General features: G+C 57.9%; 27 protein-coding genes, 1 tRNA gene and 1 pseudogene. 18 read left to right on the top strand and 11 right to left on the bottom strand.

Translation table 11 applies throughout. From position 1 onward, the window contains the following. Nucleotides 1-61 precede the first annotated feature (61 nt). The gene (gene hmpA / locus F8N49_RS02520; RefSeq protein ID WP_151550713.1) at nucleotides 62-1243 is read left to right on the top strand and encodes an NO-inducible flavohemoprotein; all 1182 of its coding nucleotides are present in this window, start codon (nucleotides 62-64) and stop codon (nucleotides 1241-1243) included. A 251-nt stretch (nucleotides 1244-1494) separates the two neighbouring features. Continuing rightward, nucleotides 1495-2004 carry a disulfide bond formation protein B gene (locus F8N49_RS02515; RefSeq protein ID WP_016773299.1) on the top strand — a complete coding sequence of 170 codons (510 nt, stop codon included), beginning with the start codon at nucleotides 1495-1497 and terminating at the stop codon, nucleotides 2002-2004. Between the two features lie 141 nt (nucleotides 2005-2145). On the opposite strand, the gene F8N49_RS02510 is transcribed toward F8N49_RS02515, so the two are convergent. Next, on the bottom strand, nucleotides 2146-2481 hold the full coding sequence (locus tag F8N49_RS02510) for a hypothetical protein (protein ID WP_151550712.1): 336 nt from the start codon (nucleotides 2479-2481) through the stop codon (nucleotides 2146-2148). Nucleotides 2482-2831: 350 nt separating this feature from the next. Between F8N49_RS02510 and cyoA the strand changes: the two genes are divergently transcribed. Genes cyoA through cyoE form a run of 5 tightly spaced genes read left to right on the top strand, consistent with a single transcriptional unit; the run spans nucleotide 2832 to nucleotide 7667 of the window. Then, complete coding sequence (gene cyoA / locus F8N49_RS02500; protein WP_024014231.1) at nucleotides 2832-3773, top strand: ubiquinol oxidase subunit II; 942 nt, start codon at nucleotides 2832-2834, stop codon at nucleotides 3771-3773. Between the two features lie 3 nt (nucleotides 3774-3776). Next, the gene (cyoB, locus tag F8N49_RS02495) at nucleotides 3777-5807 is read left to right on the top strand and encodes a cytochrome o ubiquinol oxidase subunit I (RefSeq protein WP_016773302.1); all 2031 of its coding nucleotides are present in this window, start codon (nucleotides 3777-3779) and stop codon (nucleotides 5805-5807) included. 3 nt (nucleotides 5808-5810) lie between these two features. Further along, a complete protein-coding gene (cyoC, locus tag F8N49_RS02490; RefSeq protein ID WP_016773303.1) occupies nucleotides 5811-6434 on the top strand; it encodes a cytochrome o ubiquinol oxidase subunit III in 624 nt (207 codons plus the stop codon). Further along, nucleotides 6434-6769: a cytochrome o ubiquinol oxidase subunit IV gene (gene cyoD, locus F8N49_RS02485; protein WP_011335842.1), complete on the top strand. Its 336-nt coding sequence runs from the start codon at nucleotides 6434-6436 to the stop codon at nucleotides 6767-6769. Before cyoC ends, cyoD begins: the two co-directional genes overlap by 1 nt. A gap of 10 nt (nucleotides 6770-6779) precedes the next feature. Further along, nucleotides 6780-7667, top strand: coding sequence for a heme o synthase (cyoE, locus tag F8N49_RS02480; RefSeq protein WP_016773305.1), 888 nt, complete (start codon nucleotides 6780-6782; stop codon nucleotides 7665-7667). Between the two features lie 145 nt (nucleotides 7668-7812). Here the strand turns inward: cyoE and F8N49_RS02475 are convergent, their stop codons facing one another. Next, nucleotides 7813-8997 (bottom strand): AAA family ATPase, encoded by a 1185-nt coding sequence (locus F8N49_RS02475; RefSeq protein WP_122747810.1) that lies wholly within the window; start codon nucleotides 8995-8997, stop codon nucleotides 7813-7815. A gap of 342 nt (nucleotides 8998-9339) precedes the next feature. Here F8N49_RS02475 and F8N49_RS02470 point away from each other — a divergent pair, with 342 nt between their 5' ends. Next, the gene (locus F8N49_RS02470; RefSeq protein WP_016773306.1) at nucleotides 9340-9831 is read left to right on the top strand and encodes a RidA family protein; all 492 of its coding nucleotides are present in this window, start codon (nucleotides 9340-9342) and stop codon (nucleotides 9829-9831) included. A 73-nt stretch (nucleotides 9832-9904) separates the two neighbouring features. On the opposite strand, the gene F8N49_RS02465 is transcribed toward F8N49_RS02470, so the two are convergent. Both F8N49_RS02465 and F8N49_RS02460 read right to left on the bottom strand, forming a co-directional pair. Continuing rightward, nucleotides 9905-10606, bottom strand: coding sequence for a hypothetical protein (locus tag F8N49_RS02465; RefSeq protein WP_016773307.1), 702 nt, complete (start codon nucleotides 10604-10606; stop codon nucleotides 9905-9907). A gap of 134 nt (nucleotides 10607-10740) precedes the next feature. Then, nucleotides 10741-11667, bottom strand: coding sequence for a LysR family transcriptional regulator (locus F8N49_RS02460; protein WP_122507822.1), 927 nt, complete (start codon nucleotides 11665-11667; stop codon nucleotides 10741-10743). 102 nt (nucleotides 11668-11769) lie between these two features. Here F8N49_RS02460 and F8N49_RS02455 point away from each other — a divergent pair, with 102 nt between their 5' ends. Beyond that, nucleotides 11770-12957: an aspartate aminotransferase family protein gene (locus F8N49_RS02455; protein ID WP_151550711.1), complete on the top strand. Its 1188-nt coding sequence runs from the start codon at nucleotides 11770-11772 to the stop codon at nucleotides 12955-12957. On the opposite strand, the gene F8N49_RS02450 is transcribed toward F8N49_RS02455, so the two are convergent. The 5 genes from F8N49_RS02450 to F8N49_RS02430 all read right to left on the bottom strand — a co-directional run bounded on the left by F8N49_RS02450 (nucleotide 12951) and on the right by F8N49_RS02430 (nucleotide 16879). Further along, nucleotides 12951-13205 (bottom strand): Txe/YoeB family addiction module toxin, encoded by a 255-nt coding sequence (locus tag F8N49_RS02450; protein ID WP_042608353.1) that lies wholly within the window; start codon nucleotides 13203-13205, stop codon nucleotides 12951-12953. The two genes, F8N49_RS02455 and F8N49_RS02450, sit on opposite strands and share 7 nt — an antisense overlap. Then, a complete protein-coding gene (locus F8N49_RS02445; protein ID WP_042608352.1) occupies nucleotides 13202-13456 on the bottom strand; it encodes a type II toxin-antitoxin system prevent-host-death family antitoxin in 255 nt (84 codons plus the stop codon). The genes F8N49_RS02450 and F8N49_RS02445 overlap by 4 nt, the downstream gene beginning before the upstream one ends. Nucleotides 13457-13687: 231 nt before the next feature. Continuing rightward, on the bottom strand, nucleotides 13688-15607 hold the full coding sequence (locus tag F8N49_RS02440; protein ID WP_151550710.1) for an alkaline phosphatase D family protein: 1920 nt from the start codon (nucleotides 15605-15607) through the stop codon (nucleotides 13688-13690). Nucleotides 15608-15678: 71 nt separating this feature from the next. Next, a complete protein-coding gene (locus F8N49_RS02435; RefSeq protein WP_151550709.1) occupies nucleotides 15679-16413 on the bottom strand; it encodes a hypothetical protein in 735 nt (244 codons plus the stop codon). Between the two features lie 100 nt (nucleotides 16414-16513). Continuing rightward, the gene (locus F8N49_RS02430; RefSeq protein ID WP_122747806.1) at nucleotides 16514-16879 is read right to left on the bottom strand and encodes a hypothetical protein; all 366 of its coding nucleotides are present in this window, start codon (nucleotides 16877-16879) and stop codon (nucleotides 16514-16516) included. A gap of 115 nt (nucleotides 16880-16994) precedes the next feature. On the opposite strand from F8N49_RS02430, the gene F8N49_RS02425 reads away from it, so the two are divergent. Next, a complete protein-coding gene (locus F8N49_RS02425; RefSeq protein ID WP_122747805.1) occupies nucleotides 16995-17744 on the top strand; it encodes a hypothetical protein in 750 nt (249 codons plus the stop codon). A 35-nt stretch (nucleotides 17745-17779) separates the two neighbouring features. On the opposite strand, the gene F8N49_RS02420 is transcribed toward F8N49_RS02425, so the two are convergent. Further along, nucleotides 17780-18109, bottom strand: coding sequence for a hypothetical protein (locus F8N49_RS02420; protein ID WP_122747804.1), 330 nt, complete (start codon nucleotides 18107-18109; stop codon nucleotides 17780-17782). Between the two features lie 221 nt (nucleotides 18110-18330). Between F8N49_RS02420 and F8N49_RS02415 the strand changes: the two genes are divergently transcribed. The 4 genes and pseudogenes from F8N49_RS02415 (at nucleotide 18331) to F8N49_RS02400 (ending at nucleotide 19789) form a co-directional block, all read left to right on the top strand. After that, complete coding sequence (locus tag F8N49_RS02415; protein ID WP_232245565.1) at nucleotides 18331-18549, top strand: DUF6429 family protein; 219 nt, start codon at nucleotides 18331-18333, stop codon at nucleotides 18547-18549. Between the two features lie 200 nt (nucleotides 18550-18749). Then, nucleotides 18750-18869, top strand: a pseudogene (locus F8N49_RS02410) (PAAR domain-containing protein); the annotation flags it as partial. A gap of 67 nt (nucleotides 18870-18936) precedes the next feature. Next, nucleotides 18937-19293 carry a hypothetical protein gene (locus F8N49_RS02405; RefSeq protein WP_039761423.1) on the top strand — a complete coding sequence of 119 codons (357 nt, stop codon included), beginning with the start codon at nucleotides 18937-18939 and terminating at the stop codon, nucleotides 19291-19293. A 208-nt stretch (nucleotides 19294-19501) separates the two neighbouring features. Then, entirely contained in the window at nucleotides 19502-19789 is a 288-nt protein-coding gene (locus F8N49_RS02400; RefSeq protein ID WP_122747855.1) for a hypothetical protein, read from the top strand. Nucleotides 19790-20001: 212 nt separating this feature from the next. Here the strand turns inward: F8N49_RS02400 and F8N49_RS02395 are convergent. Next, nucleotides 20002-20086, bottom strand: a tRNA-Leu gene (locus tag F8N49_RS02395). Nucleotides 20087-20194: 108 nt separating this feature from the next. On the opposite strand from F8N49_RS02395, the gene queA reads away from it, so the two are divergent. The 4 genes from queA (at nucleotide 20195) to secD (ending at nucleotide 24705) form a co-directional block, all read left to right on the top strand. Further along, nucleotides 20195-21259, top strand: coding sequence for a tRNA preQ1(34) S-adenosylmethionine ribosyltransferase-isomerase QueA (gene queA / locus F8N49_RS02390; RefSeq protein ID WP_016773315.1), 1065 nt, complete (start codon nucleotides 20195-20197; stop codon nucleotides 21257-21259). A 14-nt stretch (nucleotides 21260-21273) separates the two neighbouring features. Further along, nucleotides 21274-22389, top strand: coding sequence for a tRNA guanosine(34) transglycosylase Tgt (gene tgt, locus F8N49_RS02385; RefSeq protein ID WP_160768392.1), 1116 nt, complete (start codon nucleotides 21274-21276; stop codon nucleotides 22387-22389). 43 nt (nucleotides 22390-22432) lie between these two features. Next, on the top strand, nucleotides 22433-22771 hold the full coding sequence (gene yajC, locus F8N49_RS02380; RefSeq protein ID WP_016773317.1) for a preprotein translocase subunit YajC: 339 nt from the start codon (nucleotides 22433-22435) through the stop codon (nucleotides 22769-22771). Nucleotides 22772-22836: 65 nt separating this feature from the next. Then, nucleotides 22837-24705, top strand: a complete 1869-nt coding sequence (gene secD / locus F8N49_RS02375) for a protein translocase subunit SecD (RefSeq protein WP_016773318.1) — start codon at nucleotides 22837-22839, stop codon at nucleotides 24703-24705.

The raw sequence follows: 24705 nt of genomic DNA, 5'->3' as shown, positions 1-24705 counted from the left end.
TAGTTGGCATGAAAGCTGATATCCCTAAAGCAATCTTTCCAGAAAGCCCAGGAGTCACCTTATGCTTAGCGTCCAGGATCGTGCCATCGTCAAATCCACCGTGCCTCTGCTGGAAAGCGGCGGCGAGGCGTTGATCACGCATTTCTACCGCATGATGCTCTCCGAATACCCGCAGGTGCGGCCGCTGTTCAACCAGGCGCATCAGGCCAGTGGCGATCAGCCGCGTGCCTTGGCCAACGGCGTGCTGATGTACGCGCGGCACATCGATCAGCTCGACCAGTTGGGCGATCTGGTGGCGAAGATCATCAACAAACACGTCGCCCTGCAGATCCTGCCGGAGCATTACCCGATCGTCGGCACCTGCCTGCTGCGCGCCATTTCCGAAGTGCTCGGCGAAGAGATCGCCACCCCTGAGGTGATGAGTGCCTGGGGCGCTGCGTACGGGCAACTGGCCGACATCCTGATCGGCGCCGAAGCCGCGATCTACGACCAGAAGGAACACGCCGTCGGCGGCTGGCGCGGTGCGCGGGAATTCATCGTTGCGGCTAAAGTGCAAGAGAGCGCCGAAATTACCTCGTTCTACTTCGAACCGGCAGACAAAGGGCCGATTCTTGCGGCCGAACCGGGTCAGTACATCGGCATGAAGCTGATGCTCGACGGCGAAGAAATCCGTCGCAACTATTCGCTGTCGGCATTGGCCAATAACGGTCAGTACCGCATCAGCGTCAAGCGTGAGCCGAATGGTCGCGCGTCCAACTATCTGCATGATCAACTGCACGTCGACTCAAGCATTCAGCTGTTCCCGCCGTCGGGCGAATTCACCCTGGCGGCCAGCGACAAGCCGCTGGTGCTGATCAGTGGCGGCGTCGGCATCACTCCGACTCTGGCGATGCTGGAAGCAGCGCTGGCAACCGAGCGTCCGGTGCACTTTATCCACTGCGCGCGCAACGGCAGCGTCCACGCGTTCCGCGACTGGGTCGATGGGCTGGCGGCGCGTCATCCGCAGCTCAAACGCTTCTATTGCTACGCCGAAGAAGATGGCGTCAGCCCGGCGGCGGACAAGGTTGGCCTGCTCAGCGAAGAACTGCTCGGCCAGTGGCTGCCGGCACAGCGCGATGTCGATGCGTACTTCCTGGGGCCGAAAGGGTTCATGGGCGCGATCAAACGGCACCTGAAAGCGTTGGGCGTTCCGGAGAAACAGAGCCGTTACGAGTTCTTCGGCCCGGCTGCTGCTCTCGAGTGAGCTGAAACCGAGTCGCTTTCATCGCGGGCAAGCCCGCTCCCACAGGGTTCGCGTCGTTCACGGATATCTTGAACACCGCAACCTTTGTGGGAGTGGGCTTGCCCGCGATGGCCTTTACGCAATTTAGATATGGGGACGCATCCTTGCGAGTTAATGGTTCCTTAACCGCTCTATCGTTTATTGCCCCGGTGTAGACTTGCGACAATTTCAGCCGCCGGCCGGCTGGACCATGGACTTACAAAGGAAAGGCAATGAGCGAGGAAACGATGCGGTTGGGGCGTGAGCGGCGCTATCTGGTGTTGCTGGGGATCATCTGCCTGGCGTTGATCGGCGGCGCACTTTACATGCAGGTCGTGCTCGGCGAAGCACCTTGCCCGCTGTGCATCCTGCAGCGCTATGCACTGTTGCTGATTGCACTGTTCGCCTTCATTGGCGCGGGCATGCGCAGCCGTCGCAGCATCACCGTGTTCGAGACGCTGGTAGTGATCTGTGCGATCGCCGGGGCCGGTGTGGCCGGGCATCACGTCTATACACAGTTCTATCCGGCGGTGAGCTGTGGCGTCGATGTGCTGCAGCCGATTGTCGATGATCTGCCGCTGGCAAAGATTTTCCCGCTGGGCTTCCAGGTTGACGGTTTCTGCTCGACGCCGTATCCGCCGATCCTCGGTCTGTCGCTGGCGCAATGGGCGCTGGTGGCGTTCGTGCTGGTGGTGATTCTGGTGCCTCTGCTGACTTCGCGTAATCGAAAAGCGCTGCGCTGAGTCAACTTCTCGGCACAGCTGCCGATAAACAAAACGCCCCGATTTTCGTTGATGAAAATCGGGGCGTTTTGCATTTCAGAGCGTTTGTGAAAACACCGTGACGAACGGCAATGAAGCGTGCGGCAAATGTGCGACATGTTGTCACACAGGAGCTGTCGCAGGGACTCGGGATGCGGCGGATTGGCCGCCTGTTACATAAAAACATTGGCCAGTTTCAGCGTTTTCGGGCTTCAGCACGGACGTACCAGAGCAGGCAGTTTTAACAGGCACCGGCAGATGGACGAAGCCCTTGGAACATCGGGCTTTGCGCCGCTCCAGCGTCTGTAGGTCGGGTGCAGAGCTGTCTGATTTGAGGCGGTTACGCTGGCAGTTTTTGCCGCTTTTATTGAGAAACGCTTTCGATAACTTGCGCAACTTTTGCAAAAATGGCGATGGATTGTTGCTCTGAGTGATAAAAATTATTTCGGGATAAGACATGGTGTATAGGGCGCTACCTATCTACAATCGCCCGCACTGAATTCCCGACGCTGTTCAGCCTTTATCAAGGAACTGATCAGGAGGTCGGGTGTCGAGCGAGCCGCGAGGCTTTCGAGACACCCTGGTGTCGGTGCCTTTCCAATTTTCCGCACCAAATGGAATTGGTCTGTAACAAGGCCTTTGACCACGAATTCGAATAAGAACTGAACGCTGTCCCAAGGTTTTGTCGAGCGTCAGACGCGCGACGGGCGGCCCTTATTCAATCCAAAGAAAATGCCAACCCTTGGCAGGGTGAAGTGTTGGCGATCAAAACCCAACTGCATTGCGCAAGCTGCTTTAGAGGTCGTGAGATGAGTAAAAACAGGTACCCCAGATTACTAGGCCTAGTGCCGCTGCTCGGCACGTTGTTGCTGGGAGGCTGCAACATGACCTTGCTCAATCCAACGGGCCAGGTCGGCCTGGAACAGCGCAACCTGATCATCACCGCCACGCTGCTGATGCTGTTGGTCGTCGTGCCGGTCATCGTCATGACCTTCCTGTTTGCCTGGAAGTACCGCGCTTCGAACAAGAACGCCGTCTACACGCCGAAGTGGTCGCACTCGACCAAGATCGAAGTGGCCGTATGGACCATCCCGGTGCTGATCATCATCGCCCTGGGCTACATCACTTACATCTCGACTCACGAGCTGGACCCGTATCGTCCGATCGAGTCTGACGTCAAGCCGGTGACCATCGAAGTCGTCGCGCTGGACTGGAAGTGGCTGTTCATCTACCCGGAACAAGGCATTGCCACGGTCAACAAGATCGTGTTCCCGGCGCACACGCCAATCAACTTCAAGATCACCTCCGACGCCGTGATGAACTCGTTCTTCATCCCGGGCCTGGGCGGCCAGATCTACGCGATGGCGGGCATGCAGACCAAGCTGCACCTGATCGCTGACCGCAACGCTGAAATGGACGGTATCTCCGCCAACTACAGCGGTGCCGGTTTCACCGGTATGAAATTCAAGGCTATCTCCACCACTCAGGAAGATTTCGACGCCTGGGTAAGTGAAGTCAAGAAGTCGCCTAAACAGCTTGATCAGGCTGAATACGCGGCCCTGGCCAAACCGAGCCAGAACAACCCAGTCGAACTCTACTCGTCGGTCACGCCGAACCAGTTCCAGATCATCGTCGACAAGTACGAAGGTATGAAGCCGGGCAAGCCGCTGAAGCACGAGAAGAAAGAGAAAGAAGTGGCGGCCACGGATATTGACGCGGGTTCGCATTCAGCTGCCGGGGCAGAGGAGTAAACGATGTTTGGTAAATTAAGTTGGGAAGCAGTCCCATTCCACGAGCCGATCGTGATGGTGACCATCGCCATGATCGCCCTCGGTGGTCTGGCGCTGTTCGCTGCGATCACTTACTTCAAGAAGTGGACGTACCTGTGGACCGAGTGGCTGACTTCGGTCGACCACAAGAAAATCGGCGTGATGTACATCATCGTCGCCATGGTCATGCTGCTGCGCGGCTTTGCCGACGCGATCATGATGCGTACCCAGCTGGCCATGGCCACCGAGGGTTCGCCTGGCTACCTGCCACCTGAACACTATGACCAGATCTTCACCGCTCACGGTGTGATCATGATCATCTTCATGGCGATGCCATTCTTCACCGGCCTGATGAACCTTGCAGTGCCGCTGCAGATCGGCGCGCGTGACGTTGCGTTTCCGTTCCTGAACTCCTTGAGCTTCTGGCTGCTGGTGTCCGGCGTTGTGCTGATCAACCTGTCGCTGGGTATCGGTGAATTCGCCAAGACCGGTTGGGTTGCGTATCCGCCGCTGTCGGGTCTGCAATACAGCCCTGGCGTGGGTATGGATTACTACATCTGGGCGCTACAGCTATCCGGATTGGGTACGACGTTAACCGGGGTCAACTTCCTCGCGACCGTACTGAAAATGCGTACCCCTGGCATGAAACTGATGGACATGCCGATCTTCACCTGGACCTGCACCTGGGCAAACGTTCTGATCGTGGCTTCGTTCCCGATCCTGACCGCTACCCTGGCACTGCTGACCCTTGACCGTTACATGGATTTCCACATTTTCACCAATGAACTTGGTGGCAATCCGATGATGTACGTCAACCTGTTCTGGGCGTGGGGCCACCCTGAGGTTTACATCCTGATCCTGCCGGCCTTCGGCATCTTCTCGGAAGTGATCTCGGCCTTCACCGGCAAGAAACTGTTCGGCCACCACTCGATGATCTACGCCTCGGGCGCGATCTCGGTACTGGGCTTCATGGTCTGGCTGCACCACTTCTTCACCATGGGTTCGGGTGCGAGCGTCAACGCCTTCTTCGGTCTGGCGACGATGCTGATTTCCATCCCGACGGGTGTGAAGCTGTTCAACTGGCTGTTCACCATCTACCAGGGCCGTCTGCGCTTCACCAGCCAGGTAATGTGGACTTTGGGCTTCATGGTGACCTTCGCCATCGGCGGCATGACCGGCGTACTGCTGGCCATCCCGGGTGCTGACTTCGTGCTGCACAACAGCCTGTTCGTGATCGCGCACTTCCACAACGTGATCATCGGCGGTGCGGTATTCGGTTACATCGCTGGCTTCGCGTTCTACTTCCCGAAAGCGTTCGGCTTCAAGCTGCACGAAGGCTGGGGTAAAGCAGCGTTCTGGTTCTGGATCTCGGGCTTCTTCGTCGCGTTCATGCCGCTCTATGCACTGGGCTTCATGGGCATGACCCGTCGTCTGAACGCCACCACCAACCCTGAGTGGGTACCGTACCTGTACGTTGCCATGTTCGGTGCGGTGATGATTGCTGTGGGTATCGCCTGCCAACTGATCCAGCTGTACGTCAGTGTGCGCGACCGCAACAAGCCAGAGAACGTTTGCGATCACGGTGACCCGTGGAATGCACACACCCTGGAATGGTCGACCTCGTCGCCACCACCGTTCTACAACTTCGCTGTGCTGCCTAAGGCTGACTGCATCGACCCGTTCACCGAGGCCAAGGAAAACGGTACTGCGTACCAGCGTCCGGCCAAGTACGAGCCGATCCACATGCCGAACAACACCGCCACTGGCGTGGTGATGGGCGCGCTGTTGACCGTCTTCGGTTTCGCGATGATCTGGCACATCTGGTGGCTGGCGATCGCGAGCCTGGTAGGCACCGTCGTTTACTTCGTGATCCACGCTGCACGTGACGACCAGGGCTATATGGTTCCGGTTGAAACGATCGAGCGTATCGAAGCCGAGCAGCACAAGCGTCTGGTCGCGGCAGGGAAAATCCCGGCCAATGCCACCCGTGTTGAAACCTCGTTGGAACAGGCTTAAACCATGTCGAACTTAGTGACCAATGTTGGACACGCCCATGGTGACCATGGGCACGATGACCATCACCACGACTCGGGCGAGATGACCGTATACGGTTTCTGGCTCTACCTGATGACCGACTGCATTCTGTTTGCGTCGATCTTCGCGGTGTACGCAGTACTGGTAAACAACGTTGCCGGTGGCCCGTCGGGCCACGACATCTTCGAACTGCCATACGTGCTGGGCGAAACCGCTCTGCTGTTGTTCAGTTCGATCACCTACGGCTTCGCCATGCTGGCGTTGTACAAGGGCAAGAAGCAGGCGGTCCTGGGCTGGTTGTTCATGACCTTCCTGCTCGGCGCGGGCTTCATCGCCATGGAGATCAACGAGTTCCACCTGCTGATCTCCGAGGGCTTTGGTCCTAGCCGTTCGGGCTTCCTGTCGGCGTTCTTCACCCTGGTCGGTACCCACGGTCTGCACGTTTCGGCCGGTCTGATCTGGATGGGCATCATGATGTATCAGGTCAACAAGCATGGCCTGACGTCGACCAACAAGACCCGTCTGAGCTGCCTGAGCCTGTTCTGGCACTTCCTGGACGTGGTCTGGATCTGCGTCTTCACCGTTGTTTACCTGATGGGGACTCTGTAATGGCTAACGCACACTCCCATGACAGCCACGATGCTGGCCACGGCAGCGTCAAGTCGTACGCCATCGGCTTCATCCTGTCGGTAATCCTGACCGTCATTCCGTTCGGTCTGGTGATGTACCCGACCCTGCCGAAGTCGACGACGCTGGCAATCGTTCTGCTGTTCGCAGTGATCCAGGTGATCGTTCACCTGTATTACTTCCTGCACCTGGACCGTTCCATTGCACAGCGTAACAACGTGATCGCATTCGTCTTTACGGCGATCGTGATCGTGCTGCTGGTTGGCCTGTCGCTGTGGATCATGTTCAGCATCCACACGTACATGATGGCGAAGTGAGGTAGACCCGATGTCGCTCAAGCACTTTATCCAAATCACCAAACCGGGGATCATTTTCGGTAACGTGCTTTCTGTGGCAGGCGGGTTCTTCCTGGCCTCGAAAGGGCATGTCGATCTGGCGGTGTTTCTGGCCGCCATGATCGGTACTTCCCTGGTCGTGGCCTCCGGTTGCGTGTTCAACAACTGCATCGACCGCGACATCGACCTGAAGATGGAACGCACCAAGAACCGTGTGCTGGTCCAGGGCCTCATCTCCCTGAAACTGGCCCTGGTTTACGCGACCATTCTGGGTGTTCTCGGCGTTGCCTTGTTGTACAAGGTGGCCAACCCGTTGGCTGCCTTGTTCGCAGTAATCGGCTTCATCATCTACGTCGGCTTCTACAGCCTGTACCTCAAGCGCAAGTCGGTTCACGGCACGCTGGTGGGCAGTCTGTCGGGCGCCATGCCGCCAGTGATCGGTTACGTTGCCGTGACCAACAGCTTCGACATGGCCGCACTGACCCTGCTGGTGATGTTCAGCCTGTGGCAGATGCCGCATTCCTACGCCATCGCGATTTTCCGTTTCAATGATTACCTGGCCGCATCGATTCCGGTGCTGCCAGTGAAACGCGGCATTCAAGTGGCGAAGAAGCACATCCTGCTCTACATCCTGGCGTTCCTCGTGGCGACCTTGATGCTGACCTTCAGCGGCTACGCCGGCATGAGCTACCTCGCCGTCGCCGCCGCCATGGGCATGTACTGGCTGTACATGGCCTGGACCGGCTACAAGGCAGTCGATGACACCGTCTGGGCACGCAAGCTGTTCGTGTTCTCGATCTTCACCATCACTGCATTGAGCGTCATGATGTCCCTGGACTTCAAGGTGCCGACAGAGCTGTTGCTGACGTACGCGCCGTAAGGTTTGCAAGCTTCAGAAAAAAACCCGCACGTTGAGAGATGTGCGGGGTTTTTTGTTGGTTGGCCTGGAGTGTGCCGATTTGCCTGCTCCCTTGGCCCAACAGCTTGTGGCGGCGGCTTGATGGGTGTGTGAGCTAATGCGACGTTTAAGCAAGTGGTGAGGCAGTCACACGCCTCATGAATTCATCGAACAGCGGAACGGTAAATGCTATCAGTGCGTATTCCGGACTGTAGATCATGCCCTTTTTGATCAGGCTATCGCGTACGGGGCCCAGGCTCGTAGCGTTTCGCCCCAGCGCTTTAGCAACCTCAGCAGAGCGTTGCGGTCCTTCTCCCAGCTCGGCAAGGCAACGCATGTAGTCCCTTTCAGCCGGCGTGGTCCGATCAAAGCGGACCCTGAAAAAAGACTCGTCAAGTTTCCGGATGCTTTCCTCTGTCGCTGCCTGCGCGTCGGCCTCGGTTATGGTCTGTGCTTTGGCAATGTTCCAAGCGGTATAGCCCCACTCCTGCAAAAAATAGGGATAGCCGTGGGTTTTTTCAAAAATCTCACGCAATGCATCGTCAGAGATACTGGCGCCTTCTTCTTCAACAGGATCACGTAAGGCTTTCCAGGCATCTATCTCTAAGAGAGCGCCCAGACGAGGAAATTCGAATAGTCGCTCCGCATAGCTTTTGGCATCGCCTGCTTGCCCCGCCAGCTGCGGAAGACCCGCGCCAAAAAGAATCAGAGGGAGAGCTGCCTGATTGACTGCGTGGATGCCGCGAATAAGCGCGCCAAGCTCATCTTTTGAAAGATACTGTAATTCGTCAATCAGAATGGCGACTGGTATGCCTGCGTCCCTCGCGGCCTCCGCTGTTGCTATCAGAACGTCACGAAGATCATCTTCCAGATTGCCACTGTCGGCATAGCCAGCTTCGGAGTCTCCGCCCAGCGTAACTTCGGCCCCACCCGCCGCGATAGTGATATTGCCGATAAAGCTACGAAGTATGCGTATCCCTCTTTTGACCGTCTCGACCGTGTTCTGCACTCGGTCCAAACGCAACAGCACTCGGCGTAACACCGGAATCAGGAGCTGTTTCAACTCCGCACCGTCATGGGCCTCCTGCATTTCGGCGAGATAACCCAATGCCAAAGCTCGATCTTTGATCTGATTCAGAAGCACTGTTTTTCCGACACCGCGCAGGCCCAATATCATCAGGGATTTGGCGTGCTTGCCGCGCTTCGTGCGCGCCAATGCGGTGTCTGCCGTTTCCAGTACTTCTGATCGCCCTGCTAGTTCCGGTGGGGAAACTCCTGCTCCGGGATTGAAGGGGTTAGTATTCTTATCCACAGCTCGCTCTCATACGAAATTATTCATAGTTATAGTGAGATTTTTATATAACTGCAAATAAGTAGCTAAAGTTGCCCGGCAGAGGGCTGAATTGCTTGATTCGGTTCCCTCAAACTTTAGGTTCGCTGCCGGAACGAGACAATCGTAGCGAAGTGCCCGTCCTACTGATTTTTGGTGTGGTTGAAAGCTGAAGTACTGTGAAATCGGCCGCTGTAAAGGGTGGTTGCGCAGAGCAGGTAAAAGACCTAGATTTGGATCCAAATATGTCAGCGGTTTGTCCGCGATCCTGTTGCGGCCTTCAACTCGCTAGATAATTGGCTTAACTCAAAAAGGCTGGGCGCAATGACCGAACGGATGACCTGCGATGAGCGCTTTATCGCCCTGGCTGAAGAACTCAACTACGACATCTATGGCGAGAACACCGCTGGTGGCAATTACGCGCCGCTGATCCGTCATCACGACGAGCTCTACATCAGCGGCATGGTGCCGCGGGTCAATGGCAAGATCCTGTATCCCGGTCGCGTGGGGCTGGAATTGAACCTCAAGGATGCGCAAGCCGCGGCGAGCATCAGCGCGATGCGTTGCCTGGCGCTGATCGTCGATGCGGTCGGTTCGCTGGACAAGATTCGCGCGTTGTTGCGGGTCACGGTGTATGTGAAGTCGACCGCTGATTTTGTCGACCTGAGCGAAGTGGCCAACGGCGCTTCGGATGTGTTCAGCCATGTGCTGGGCGATGCCGGACGGCATACGCGCACGACCATCGGCGTCTATCAGTTGCCGAAGAATGCGGCGATTGAAGTGGACATGATTGCGGCGTTGCATCCTTCGGCTTGAGGTTATCCCCGCCTCAAACAAAAAGCCCCGCCTGATCACTCAGCGCGGGGCTTTTTGGCAAGCGCTTGGCAGATTACTGCGCCGCGATGCTGTACCCATCAAACGCAGTCTGCTGCTGCAGCGCGGTGATGATGTTCTTGCGGTTCACCGCCTGTTCCGTACCGGCGTTATCGACGAAGGTTTCGCTCTCCAGCTCGGCTTCATCGCCTTCACCCACGAAGGTGAAACCGAGGAATTCCAATGCCTCACGATCAACATTCAGACGCGAACGCGGGGTGCGCATTGGCAGGGTCACGCTGGCGCCGTCCTTGCTGATGGTGAAGATTTCCACTTCTTTCTTCTTCGCAGCTTTGCTCTTGCCGCCGCTCGGATTGCTGATCGCCTGATGGGTCTGATTCAGCACTTTCAGCGCCAGACCATAGACGATTTCCTGAAATGCCGGATCGTCCTTGAAGCTGGACAGAATGCGTCCGATCGAGAACTTGCTGCTCAGGTCTTCCAGCGCGGCGATGTCCGCTGCCTCGGCGTCTTTCAGGCGCTTGAGTTCGCCCATCAGCTCGTACGCCTTGTCGTCATCAAAGCTGTCATGCGCCTGACGGATCGCCGCACGCAATTCGCGGATCTGGTCGCTTTCGCGGGTCGACTGGAACGCGTCCAGGACCATCTCGCTGATGATTTTGGCTTGAGGCAGGTGTTGTGAAAGATTGATGGAGTTTTCGTATTCCGCTTTGGACGACTGGGTGACTACGGATTCAGCGGTGTTGAAATCGGACATTGAAATTTCACTACTTTTTAACTTGAGTTGAGGCGAGAAAGCACGAGGTCTTTTTCAGGCCGACTAATTTAGGGGAGCGGGGCGGCGTTGTCACGGAGCAACGGTCTGGTGGTCGGGATTTTTCCCGGCGTGCGTTATTTTCCGAGCATGGCGTCAGCGGGTTTCCCCCATGTACGCATCGCAAACTCAACAAACCGTCTCAGCTTCGGCAGTCGATAGCGATCCTGCGCATACAACAGATGCATCGGCCTGCTTGGCGGTTGGTAGTCCGTCATTACCCTGACCAGTTTGCCGTCGCGCAGATCCTGCTCCACCAGCGCGTCGGGCAGCATCATGATGCCCATGCCGTTGCGCGCCGCCTGGTGCAAACCGGCGGAGCTGTTGATCAGCATCGGCCCGCTGACGTCGACGAGGACTTCACCTTCCGGGCCGCTCAGACGCCAGCGTTTTTCCACCGATTGCCAGTCATCCCCAGCCGGGTAGGCGAAGGACAGGCAATCGTGTTGCTGCAAATCCTGTGGCGTGTGCGGCATGCCGCGCCGCGCGATGTATTCGGGGGAGGCGCAGACCGTCAGGGTGTAGTCGATCAAGGGCCGGGCGATCAGGTTGGATTGGTCGAAATTGCCCAGGCGGAATGCGACATCGAGGCCGTTCTCCAGCAGATCCGGGCGGCTGTTGGTCAATACCACGTCGAGTTTCACTTGCGGATACAGCAAGGAATATTCGCTCAGGGCCGGGGTCAGTCGTTCGACGCCGAAGGTCAGTGGCGCAGTGATACGCAGCAAACCGCGCGGCTCGTCCGACGCTTGTTCGGCCAGGCGTTCGGAGTCGGCCACCAGGCCGAGCACTTCCAGGCAGCGCTGATAATAGACGCTGCCGAATTCGGTCAGGCGCTGGCGGCGCGTGGTGCGTTGCAGCAGTTGCACGCCGAGCCGTTGCTCCAGCGCGCGCAGATGATTGCCCACCATCGTCGTCGACATTTCGCACTTCGCAGCGGCGGCCGTCATGCTCCCGGTTTCGACCACTTTGACGTAGACGCCCATCGACTGAAACAAGTCCATTATCAAGCTCGGCTTTTAAATGATTGAAGTTTTTCCGAGTTTATCCAGCTCAGGTGGCTAACCATACTGCAAAAACACCGACCTGCAATGGAGTTTCACGTCATGACCGCCGCCCTGATGAACACCTACCAACCACTGGCCCTGAGTTTCACCAAGGGCCTGGGCACGCGTCTGTGGGATCAGGCGGGGCGCGAATATCTGGATGCCGTTGCCGGTGTGGCAGTGACCAATGTCGGCCACTCGCATCCGCGCATCGTTGCGGCGATCAGCGAGCAAGCGGGATTGCTGTTGCACACCTCCAACCTATACAGCATCGACTGGCAACTACAACTGGCCAAACGGCTGACGGCGTTGTCGGGGATGGAGCGCGCGTTCTTCAACAACTCCGGCGCCGAAGCGAACGAGACGGCACTGAAACTGGCGCGCCTTTACGGCTGGCGCAAAGGCATCGAGCAGCCGCTGGTGGTGGTCATGGCCAACGCGTTTCATGGCCGCACCCTCGGCACGCTGTCTGCCAGCGATGGCCCGGCGGTGCGCCTGGGCTTCAACGAACTGCCGGGGGACTTCGTCAAAGTGCCGTTCGGCGATCTCCCGGCGCTGGAGCAAATACAGCGCAAACACGGCGCGCGCATCGTGGCGATTCTGGTCGAACCGATCCAAGGCGAAAGCGGCGTACAAGTCGCACCGCCGGGTTATCTCAAGGCCCTGCGCGACCTGTGCAATCGCTATGCGTGGCTGCTGATGCTCGATGAAATCCAGACCGGCATCGGCCGCACCGGGCAGTGGTTCGCCTTTCAGCACGAAGGCATCGTGCCCGATGTCATGACCCTGGCCAAAGGCCTCGGCAATGGCGTGCCGATCGGCGCCTGCCTGGCCCGTGGCCGCGCGGCGGATTTGTTCACCCCGGGCAGCCACGGCAGCACCTTCGGCGGCAATCCGCTGGCCTGTCGGGTTGGCTGCACGGTGCTGGACATCATCGAAGAGCAAGGCCTGCTGGAGAATGCGCGGGTGCAGGGCGCGCGGTTACTGGAACGCCTGCGCGCCGAATTGGCAGACAACCCGAACGTGCTGGCAATCCGGGGGCAGGGCCTGATGATCGGTGTCGAGCTGAAACAACCGGTGCGCGACCTGACGCTGATCGCCGCGCGGGATCATGGCTTGTTGATCAACGTGACTCGTGGCAAGACCATCAGGTTGCTCCCGCCGCTGACGATTGATGAGCGCGAGGTGAGGATGATTGTCAGAGGGGTTGGACGCGCTCTGATGACTGATTCAGCTCAGGTTCAATAGTGATACCGGCAACTGATGACGCAGATTTCGCCGTCCTCAACCCTGTACACCAGACGATGTTCGGCCGTTACTCGGCGTGACCAGAGGCCGCTCATATTATGTTTGAGCGCCTCTGGTTTACCGACACCCTCAAACGGTTCGCGCTTGATTGCTTTGATCAGAAGATTGATACGCTTGAGCCCAGCCTTGTCGTTTTGCTGAAACCACAAATAGTCTTCCCAGCCTGTTGGCGTGAACTCGATTTTCATTCTTCGATCAATTGCCTGACTTTGGCTTTGCCGGCGCGCAACTCACCGATGGATTTCATCAGCCGTTCGGCGTTGGCGGGGGAGCGAAGCAAGTAGGCTGTTTCTTCCAATGCGTTGTATTCGGCCAAAGACATCATCACTACGGGTTCACCTTTCTGCCGAGTGACCAATAGCGGCGCACGATCTTCATTGACACGGTCCATCGTCTCGGCCAAATGCGCACGGGCGGTGGTGTAGTTGATGGTTTGCATATTGAAGTCCTCGCTGGATGCAGAGAACGTACAGAAATGAGTACAGGATGACAAGGCGACACCTACCAGTGGTTGTGTCGCAGCAGGGCTGACTGCGACTTCAATCAGTATCGCTCAGTAATATTCGAGACGTTTCTGAGAGGGTTGTAATCCTCTTCCCTCCTGTTCAGTGTCGCGAAGCCCTTATCTCGTCATACCGTGCCCTAGCCGATGTAGGAAATGGTTACTGTTTCAATCCAGCCCATCCCCCAACTCCGGCGCCAGCATCCTCGTCTTCACCGCCCCATTCGAGTTGTGCTGAACAATCTCGCTCGGCTGCCCCTGTTCATTGAAAAACACCTGTCCAATCCCCGCCGAATTCCACAGCCGTTCCCCGGCCTCGGCATGTTCCGGCGTATACGGGACGATGCGCATCAAGCGGCGTTTGGTGAACCAGTTCAGCGGCGAGCGCGGTGAGTAGAGCCAGCGGTTGAGGCGGTCGAACCATTCCAGCAGGGTCGGTGGGAATTCGTTCTTGATGCCGCTGCTGGTGATCTGCCAGATCCGTGGGCCGGCCTTGCGGTGGCGGATCAGGACTTCGTAGACGAAGGAATAATGCACATCGCCGGACAGCACCACGTAGTTCCCCGGTGTGCGCGAGTGTCGGAAAATGTTCAGGATCACCTGCGCCGCGCCGCGATGGGCCATCCAGTTTTCCGCGTCGACCAGCAGCGGATAACCGCACCAGCTGAACACTTTCTGCACGGTTTCAATCAGCTTCACACCGAAGATCGGTGCCGGCGACACGATGATCGCCGACGGGTGATCGAGCAGTTCCTGTTGCAGTTCGCTCAAGGCTTCCCAGTCGAGCAGGCCCGATGGTTGCTTGAGGGCCATCTCGCTGCGCCACCGCCGGGTGCGCGTGTCGATCACCACCAGTGCCGGACTGCTCGGCAGCACGAAATGCCACTGTTGAAAGCGCAGCAACTGATCAATCAGATCGTCCTGCACCGGCATGTCCAGATAGCCGTCATCACCGCTGGCACTCAGTTGCGCGGTCTGCTCCAGTACGTCCTTGAAGGCATCCGGATTGTTGCCCCAGCCCTGACACAACAAATAGGCAATCAGCGCATTGCCGATGATGCGTTTGGAGAACGGATGGCCGTAGGCGGTTTCCTCCCATTGCGCGGAGAGATTCCAGTCATCGGTGATGTCGTGATCATCGAAAATCATCAGGCTCGGCAGATGCGCCAGCGCCCGCGCGACGTTGCCCAGGCCCGCCTTGAAGGCATCGATGCGCGTCTGCTCGAGGTTGTAGCGCTTGCGGCGTTCCGGCGTCAGCGTCGGCGCGCTCGGATTGATCAGCGACCACGGCGTCGGCGACCACACCAGCATGTACATGGCCATGACTTCGGCGAATGTCACCAGGTGATTGTCGGCGCTGCTGCTGGTGAAAATCGGCTTACGCGCGCCACCGAAAAATCGCTCGCGCAAGGTCTCGTTGCTCTCTAGCGCCGGTAACAAATCCGCACGGTGGTAGTAGCTGGCCGGGTGTTGATAGAGCTTGGCGCTGTCGCTGACCACGGCACCGTCAAGGTGCTCATCGAACAGACCCAGGCGCTCGATCAGGGCATGAATCGCCCGCAGCATCGGCCCGGCGACGTCGTCGGCATAGACCTGATCACCGCTCATCATCAGCAACGCCGGGCGCCGTTGCGCATCGGCTTCGTCGGCCAGCAATTGATCGACGCAGAGCAAACCATCGGTTGCCGGATGATGCGGCTTGCGGCAGGAGCCGTGGAGCAATTGGTCGATCCGCGAACGCACGACGAGGTTCGCGCAGGTGGCGCCGGGATAAAGCAGGTGCGGTGCCCACTCAGCCATACCGATGGCGTCATCGATCAGCAGGTCGTAATCGATAAACGTGTCGCAGGGCAGGGCGCATTCAAGTTGGACGTCGATCAGATGCACGAACGCATGACGGCCTACGGCAATGACCGTGCATTTCTCTGAGTCGAGCCGGATATCTCCTACACCTTGCAGGCGCAAGGTCAGCGTCAGTTCACGCGAGCCCACCAGCCACAGCACCACGCGCGTCGGCTCCAGCCGCCGCAGCAGCGGGCCGGCCAGGACAGGAGGCAGCGAGATCAGGTTATCGGGTGTTGAAAACATCGAGGGCAAAGCTCAAGGCGCACAGGCCGGCGATGATAGCGCAGCCGGCGCCTTGATCCCTTAAATCAGCCTTAAGAGTCGGCTTTTTGCAGTTTCAGCGCCAGCAAACGCCATTCCCCGGCCGTCGCATCAACCCGTGGCAATTCCTGCACGGAGCAATCGAAACGGTAGGTGACATCGTCGCCATTCATGTTGCGCGCAGTGACGCTGTTGCTGAAGCTGTAGACCTGATCCTTGTAGCGATGACTGACCAGCGCTTTGCTGTCAGCAAAACGCGCCGAAGCGGGATAACGCAGGGTGCTGGTGACAAACGGGCTGCACATGACATACGCGATCATCGACTTGTCGGCCTGTGCGTCGCCGCGCAACTTCTTGTTCAGCGCGGCCAGGGCCATGCGACCCTCGTAGTCGCTTTGATTCAGCACGGTCTGTACCGCCATTGATTTCGGCGCTCGGCTGACGTTATTCGGCAACAGTGCGGAGTCCGGCGGGGAAGGCTTGTCATCCGCTTCGATGGCAGCAAAAACCGGCGCATCTTTCAGTTCGGTGGCGGGCGTGACTGCCTCGGCGTCAGGCAGTACAGAGGTCGACTCGACGACTGGCGTGTTTTGCGCCTGCGCCTCGTGATCGAGCGACGAAGGAAACAGCGAAAAGGTGATCGACAACATCACCAGCCCGACAATGAACCCACCCGCCGCGCCAACGATGTTGCCGTAGAAAATATTCCAGCTGCCGCGGTTCTTCACCACCCAGCGCCACATGAAACCCCAGACAGCGACGAACGCCAGAAAACGCAAAAACTCCATTTGATCCTTTCCTTACCTTTCAACAATCCAAGCGCGGCGCGAGACGATCAGCAAGCCCCGACGATGCGCGGCAAGATAGCAAAATAGACGCGCCGTCCGGCTACGGTTGCGGAAAATAATTCGCCGCCAGAAAAATCAACGTGATCATCCCGGCGGCAACGCCACAGGCGCCCGCGAGCAGTTGACGTGCAACCGGATGCGCCGGCTGACGACGCTTGGCGATCCACAACCACACACCCGCCAGAACGCCCGCGCTGGTCATGAACACCACCAGGCTGTTATGCAGTCCCGGCGCTGCCATGGTGGTGCCGAACAGCCCGTCATAAAGCAGCGTGAAGACAATGCCGACCACCACAGCGCTGCCCGCTCCGGCAAGGTTTGCCAACAACAGATACCAGTGCCCGCGCTGTCGCACCACCCAGAACCACATTGCCGCCATGACTACCAAACACAACACAGCATCCATCGGATTTCTTTCCTGGCTACGAGACAGAGGCGGCAACTTGCTCGCCTGTAGAGAGTGGACGGCACGATAGCAAAATAGTAGCGTCCCGCCATGCCTTCTCTGTAATGGACTACCCATGTTTTCCACAACCCGTTTGCTGCAACTACTCGGCGCTCTCACCCTTGCCGTCTCCATTACCCCAGCCTTCTGCATCGCGAAAGAACACCCGCAAGCCAGCTGGGATTACTACCTCGCCAATTGCCAGCGGATGCAGGAGACAATCGCCGACGTCCAGAGCGGTCGCGTCTCCGCTGCCTATGCACTAACGTCCGGCCTGCAAGACAGCCTCGCCTCCATGAACGAGCGCCGCCTTAACCTGCTCCCGCAACACCTCGACTCCAGCGAGTACGCCCACTGCGAAAACGTCGCCGCCCACGCCGAGGCAACCCTGGCCCAAGGCAAAGCCGAGTTCGCCGCGCAAATGCAACGGGGTGTGGAGGAGGGCCGTATTGCACACCAGAATTCCCCCGCCTACCAACGCGCCCGTTCCCTCGGCTACAGCGACGTCGGCGACATCTCCTTTCTGAAACTGCACGAAGACACCGACGGCGAAGCCCGCCTGAAAACCATGCTGATTACCGTCGACGAAATCTGCGGCCAATACTTCCGCGCCACGCAATACGTGAAGCCCTATGTGATCTACACGGTGCGACCATCGGATGGCGGCTGCGGCGAAGTGAAGCGTGTTGCGATAGTTGGCGGAGGGCAACCAGAGAAGGGCGACTACATTGATCCCAATGGCGAATTTCAGTACATGGGCTGGAAAAAGCTGGTTGGCGCTGACGGCTTCCCAACAGATATTCGAGTACTGAAAGCTCGTCGCTGATCGGACGAGATAACGGCATGGCTCTAGCGCGCCATTCAAAGAATGTCGCGCAGATACCCCTTCAGCGCGAGCAGCGGCTGACCCAGCTGCTCCATCGATCGCGCCTGAGCCAACTCCGCCGACAACTTGCGCAACTCCCGCCCCAACGGCTTCTCGACCCCACCCAAGGCATCCAGCGCCAGGTTCAGGCATTCGTTCATCTTGAACTGAATGGCCTCGACATCGCCGCGTTTCACCAGTAATTCGAAAACGTCTTTCTGATAATCGCCCATGACCATGTCGTCGCGCAGGATCGGGCTCAGGCCCTCTTCTTCGTAGGCAAGTTTGAGGGAGAAGAGGGCGACGGTTTCCAGTGAGGTTTCCATGGGGATGTCTGTCAGTGAAGTGGAAGGCTTGAAACCAATGCGCAAAACGCAAGAGGAGGTTTGCCGTGCGGGCGTGATTATACGGGCGGGGATCGCATGCGAGGCAACCAGCAATCGGGCATCTAAAACCTACAAGCTCGCGCAGCATTGACATCCACTTTGATACGACGCTTTGATTACAAACACTGAACATCAGCGGAGTGACCATCATGGAATACGACATGAAACTGATCGACGACGCCGTCCTTGCTCTCCTGGCAGCTTATAGCTCCGACGACGGCAATGCGTGGAAGGGCTATGACTTCGAGATCATGAACCGCTTGCACGAGCAGGGTTTGATCAGTAATCCGGTGAACCGGAACAAATCGATATGGTTGACGGAGGAAGGGTTGGAGCGGGGGCGGGAGATTGCTGAGCGGATGTTTGCAGTCAAGGAATAGGGAGGAGCCGCGTCCCATTCTGAAACCTGAGTTGATGGCAAGGTAGAAAACGCCAGCGAAGTACCAACCGCGTTAACCGAAGCAACAGGTAGCGCGGTCTGGTGATCGAGCACTTTTTTGAATGATCGGATGCGGCCGTCCAGGCTGAATTACGTGATAGGTTTACCTCTCAAAAAGGATTTTTTTGACAGGAGTCATTCATGGCTAACCCAGCCGCTCGTAAAAGCGATCCCTCCAGCTGTCCTGTTCCAGGGCACGGAACCAACCCCATCGCGACAGGTTCGCCTGACGTTTTCTTCGATGGTTTGCCCGCAACTCGCCTGCCGGTGGTATTGCAGGCGAAGCGGTAGCGAGTTCACTGGATGAAGAGTTAGAGGAGCTCACACATTGGGACATCTTCTGACCGAGCCACAACTGACAAAAGTTAGAGCCGCTCTTTCCGAGCCATTCAATGATTTTCCCGTGGAATATGATTATTTGGCGAATAAGGTGAGAGGTGTCGACCCTGAAATCCTTTACTCAATTCTTTATTCAGAGGTCGCGCCGGTGTGCTTTACCAATCTCGTTGCACCTGTGCCTCCGATATGGACGGGTTTCGACCCCGACATACTCAGAGAATCGATTGAGGAAAGGCTGGCAGCTAGAGAGCGAAACTGGTTTCGTCGCCAGTTCGATAAAGTGCTGGTTCGTTGGTTGAAGTACAACTACGCGTACATCTGGGAGGAAATCGAAAGTAGGCTTTGAGCTCGAATTGGTATGGGAATGGGCGATGGTGACGAGGAGTTGGTTGTGGCAAAACCTGCGGCACGTAACGATCCGGCCAGTTCCCAACGCCAGGATATGCCAAGGCCATTTTTGCGGGTTTTACAGAGGTATTTTTTAATGGGCTTGCTGCGCGTAGAAGATTGGAGGCTTGGCCATGCGGTGGCGCGTTAGTTCCAGCGCCGCAAGAATGAAGAAGCTGATTGCCCTGATTGTTTTGGTTCTGGTGACAATGCTCTACGTCGGGTATTACCAAGCGCTCGATGATGGAGACATCGAAACCATCCTGTTCGTCAAAAAGCATCCGACGTTTCAGGTGAAGTTTTACAACATCCACGCAAATGACGGGGAGATTCGACAAGTCGAGCGACTCACGGAGCAGGAGCGTAAATGGATTATTGATTACTGCAGGTATCGGCTTGGCATCGACACCGATCTGAAAACACAAAACGATGTTGAGATCTGCCGGAAAAAATAGCTTGTTGGGATAAAGAGAGGGCCTCTTCGCAGGCCTTTTCTCATCGAGCGCTAATTGCTCAGCCTTATGCTTGGTTATCCATGCTTCCAGCATCTCGGGATTGGCCTCCTTGGTGAGCCCAAGCCTATGCGCCTCACATTGGCAAAAGCCGACCTCCACTTTCCTACGGACGAAAAAAAGGCCCTGCTTTCGCAAGACCTTTTTCTCTGTGTTGGTGCCCCGAGGGAGACTCGAACTCCCACTCCTTTCGAAAACGGATTTTGAATCCGCCGCGTCTACCAATTCCGCCATCAGGGCTCAATGGCGGCGAAGTATAGAGAGGTGATTACCGTTGGTCAATCACGTTTCATGGTCAATTTTTGATATTTCCGCTAGACTTTCCGGCCCTGCTAGACGAACCCCATCATGCGCGTTGCTGACTTTACTTTCGAGCTTCCTGATTCGCTGATCGCCCGCCATCCGTTGGCCGAGCGTCGCGGTAGTCGCCTGCTGACCCTTGATGGGCCGAGCGGCGCCCTGGCACACCGTCAATTCACTGATTTGCTTGAGCATTTGCGCCCGGGCGATTTGATGGTGTTCAACAATACCCGGGTGATTCCGGCGCGGCTGTTCGGGCAGAAAGCGTCCGGCGGCAAGCTGGAAATTCTCATCGAGCGCGTGCTCGATGCGCACCGCGTGCTGGCCCATGTGCGCTCCAGCAAGTCGCCGAAGCCGGGTTCGAAGATCCTTATCGACGGCGGTGGCGAAGCCGAGATGCTCGCGCGTCATGATGCGCTGTTCGAGCTGGGTTTTGCCGAGGAAGTCTTGCCGTTGCTCGATCGCGTCGGGCACATGCCGTTGCCTCCTTATATAGACCGCCCGGATGAAGGCTCGGATCGCGAGCGTTATCAGACCGTGTACGCTCAGCGCCTGGGCGCGGTGGCGGCGCCGACGGCGGGGCTGCATTTCGATGAGCCGTTGATGCAGGCGATTGCCGCAAAGGGCGTCGAGACTGCGTTCGTGACATTGCACGTCGGCGCGGGGACGTTTCAGCCGGTGCGTGTCGAGAAGATCGAAGATCACCACATGCACAGCGAGTGGCTGGAAGTCGGCCAGGATGTGGTCGATGCGGTCGCTGCGTGCCGTGCGCGGGGCGGTCGGGTGATTGCGGTCGGCACCACCAGCGTGCGTTCGCTGGAAAGCGCAGCGCGCGATGGTGTGCTCAAGCCGTTCAGTGGCGACACCGACATCTTTATTTATCCGGGCCGGCCGTTTCATGTGGTCGATGCCCTGGTGACCAATTTCCATTTGCCGGAATCCACGCTGTTGATGCTGGTTTCCGCGTTTGCCGGTTATCCCGAAACCATGGCCGCCTACAAGGCCGCCGTGGAAAACGGCTACCGCTTTTTCAGTTACGGGGATGCGATGTTCATCACCCGCAATCCCGCTCCAACTGCCCCTGAACAGACAGGCCCAGAGGAAACAGAATGAGTCGCGAATGTCGAATGTCCTTTGAGCTGCTGGCCACCGATGGCAAGGCTCGTCGTGGTCGCCTGACCTTTCCCCGTGGCACCGTCGAGACCCCGGCGTTCATGCCGGTCGGCACCTACGGCACGGTCAAGGGCATGCTGCCGCGCGACATCGTCGCCACTGGCGCGGAAATCATTCTGGGCAACACCTTTCACCTGTGGCTGCGTCCCGGCACTCAAGTGATCAAGGAGCACGGCGACCTGCACGATTTCATGCAGTGGAAAGGCCCGATCCTCACCGACTCCGGCGGCTTCCAGGTGTTCAGCCTCGGCGCGATGCGCAAGATCAAGGAGGAGGGCGTGACCTTCGCTTCTCCGGTCGACGGCGCCAAAGTGTTCATGGGGCCGGAAGAGTCGATGCAGGTGCAGCGCGATCTCGGTTCCGACATCGTGATGATCTTCGACGAATGCACGCCGTATCCGGCTGACGAAGACGTCGCGCGCGTATCGATGGAGCTGTCGTTGCGTTGGGCGCAGCGTTCGAAGAATGCCCACGGCGACAACACCGCAGCGCTGTTCGGCATCGTTCAGGGCGGCATGCATGAAAACCTGCGCATGCGCTCGCTCGAAGGCCTCGACAAGATCGGCTTCGACGGCCTCGCGATCGGCGGTCTGTCGGTGGGCGAACCGAAGCACGAAATGATCAAGGTGCTGGATTATCTGCCGGGCCAAATGCCCGCTGACAAACCTCGTTACCTTATGGGCGTTGGCAAACCGGAAGATCTGGTTGAGGGTGTGCGCCGCGGGGTGGACATGTTCGATTGCGTGATGCCAACCCGTAATGCCCGCAATGGGCATCTGTTCATCGATACCGGTGTGCTGAAGATCCGTAACGCGTTCCATCGCCATGATGAATCGCCGCTGGATCCGACCTGCGATTGCTACACCTGCCAGAACTTCTCGCGCGCTTATCTGCATCACCTGGACAAGTGCGGCGAAATGCTCGGCAGCATGCTCAATACCATCCATAACTTGCGCCATTATCAGGTGCTGATGGCTGGTTTGCGCGAGGCTATTCAACAGGGTACATTGGCCGCCTTTGTCGATGCCTTCTACGCCAAACGCGGACTTCCCGTCCCGCCTTTGGACTGAGTTTTCTGACCCCAAGATTCAACATTTGCAACTGGAGTGCTAAATGAGCTTTTTTATCTCTAACGCCATGGCTGACGCAGCTGCACCGGCTGCTGCAAGCCCAATGGGCGGCGGCTTCGAGTGGATTTTCCTGGTCGGCTTCCTGGTCATCTTCTACCTGATGATCTGGCGTCCACAGGCCAAGCGCGCCAAAGAGCAGAAGAACCTGCTGAGCAGCCTGCAGAAGGGCGACGAAGTCGTGACCACTGGCGGCATCGCCGGCAAGATCACCAAGGTTGCCGATGACTTCGTGGTTCTGGAAGTGTCCGACACCGTGGAAATGAAGTTCCAGAAAGGCGCCATCGCCGCCACGCTGCCAAAAGGCACGCTGAAAGCGATCTAAGAGCAACAACTTCTACTCAATCGACGGGGCGCGCAAGGCGCCCCGCGTTCATAACGGGCGGCGTGATGCTGAACAAATACCCTCTGTGGAAATACATTCTGATCCTGGCGGTGCTGGCGATCGGTCTGATTTATTCCGCTCCCAATCTTTACCCCGATGACCCGGCCATTCAGATCAGCGGCGCCAGCACGGCTCTGCAGGTCAATGACGCCGATCTGGCTCGCGTCAGCACAGCGCTGAAAGAGTCCGGCATCAACGTCAAGGCGGCAACGCTGACGGCGGGCGGCAAGGGCGGTCTGATCCGTCTGAGCAAGGCTGAAGATCAGCTGCCGGCCAAGGACGTTGTACGCAAGGCATTGGGTGATGACTACGTCGTCGCGCTGAACCTGGCACAGACTACCCCGCAATGGCTGCGCAACCTCGGTGCGCACCCGATGAAGCTGGGTCTGGACTTGTCCGGTGGTGTGCACTTCCTGCTCGAAGTGGACATGGACAAAGCCCTCGATGCGCGCCTGAAAGTCTACGAGGGCGACGTCAAGAGCCTGCTGCGCAAAGAGAAGCTGCGCTATCGCAGCCTGCCGCAACTGGGCGGTGCCATTCAGTTGGGCTTCAGCGATGAAGACTCCCGCGAACAGGCCCGTGCGCTGATCCGCAAGAATTTCAACGATTTCGACATTGTTCCGGCCGACCTCAACGGTCAACCGGTGCTGCGTCTGGCGATGACCCCGGCCAAGCTGGCGGAAATCCGTGAATACTCCATCAAGCAGAACCTGACCACGGTACGTAACCGCGTCAACGAGCTGGGTGTTGCCGAACCGATCGTGCAGCGTCAGGGCGCCAACCGCATCGTGGTTGAGCTGCCGGGCGTGCAGGACACTGCCGAAGCCAAGCGTATTCTCGGCAAGACGGCCAACCTTGAGTTCCGTCTGGCCGCCGAGCCGGGCGCTTCGAAAGCCACTTCCGAATCGTTCGAATTCCGCGAAGGCAACCGTCCTCCTGCGCAGATCGAGCGTGGCCTGATCATCACCGGTGACCAGGTCACCGACGCCAAGGCCGGTTTCGGCGAACACGGCACGCCTGAAGTGAACATCCGTCTGGATGGCCACGGTGGCGAGCTGATGAGCCGCGCGACCCGTTCCAACGTCGGCCGCAGCATGGCGGTGATCTTCATCGAACAGCGTCCGGTCACCACTTACACCAAGCAAGTGGTTGATGGCGTCGAGAAAGACGTTGCGGTGCAGACGTTCAAGGAAGAGAAGAAGATCATCAGCCTGGCGACCATTCAGTCGCCGCTGGGTGCGCAATTCCGCATCACTGGCCTGAACGGTCAGGGCGAGTCGTCCGAACTGGCGCTGCTGCTGCGTGCCGGTGGTCTGGCTGCACCGATGTACTTCGCTGAAGAGCGCACAATCGGTCCGAGCCTGGGTGCTGACAACATCACCAAAGGTATCGACGCTTCCCTGTGGGGCATGCTGTTCGTGTCGCTGTTCATCATCGCCATCTACCGCTTCTTCGGCGTTATCGCCACCGTCGCGCTGGCGGTGAACATGGTGCTGCTGCTGGCGTTGATGTCGTTGCTGGGCGCCACGCTGACCCTGCCGGGTATCGCCGGTATCGTCTTGACGATGGGTATGGCGGTCGACGCCAACGTACTGATCTTCTCGCGGATTCGTGAAGAGATCGCCGCCGGCATGACTGTGCAGCGGGCAATCAACGAAGGCTTCGGCCGGGCATTCACCGCGATTCTCGACGCCAACCTGACCACCTTGCTGGTCGGCGGCATTCTCTTCGCCATGGGCACCGGCCCGGTGAAGGGTTTCGCAGTGACGATGTCCCTCGGGATCTTTACCTCGATGTTCACGGCCATCATGGTGACCCGCGCAATGGTCAACCTGATCTTTGGCGGACGTGACTTCAAGAAGTTGTGGATTTAA

This window comes from Pseudomonas sp. GXM4, from assembly GCF_008923895.1.
GTDB classification, from domain to species: domain Bacteria; phylum Pseudomonadota; class Gammaproteobacteria; order Pseudomonadales; family Pseudomonadaceae; genus Aquipseudomonas; species Aquipseudomonas atacamensis.
The sequence above is the reverse complement of the archived record's forward strand: the minus strand, read 5'-3'. Positions and strand labels throughout refer to the sequence as shown.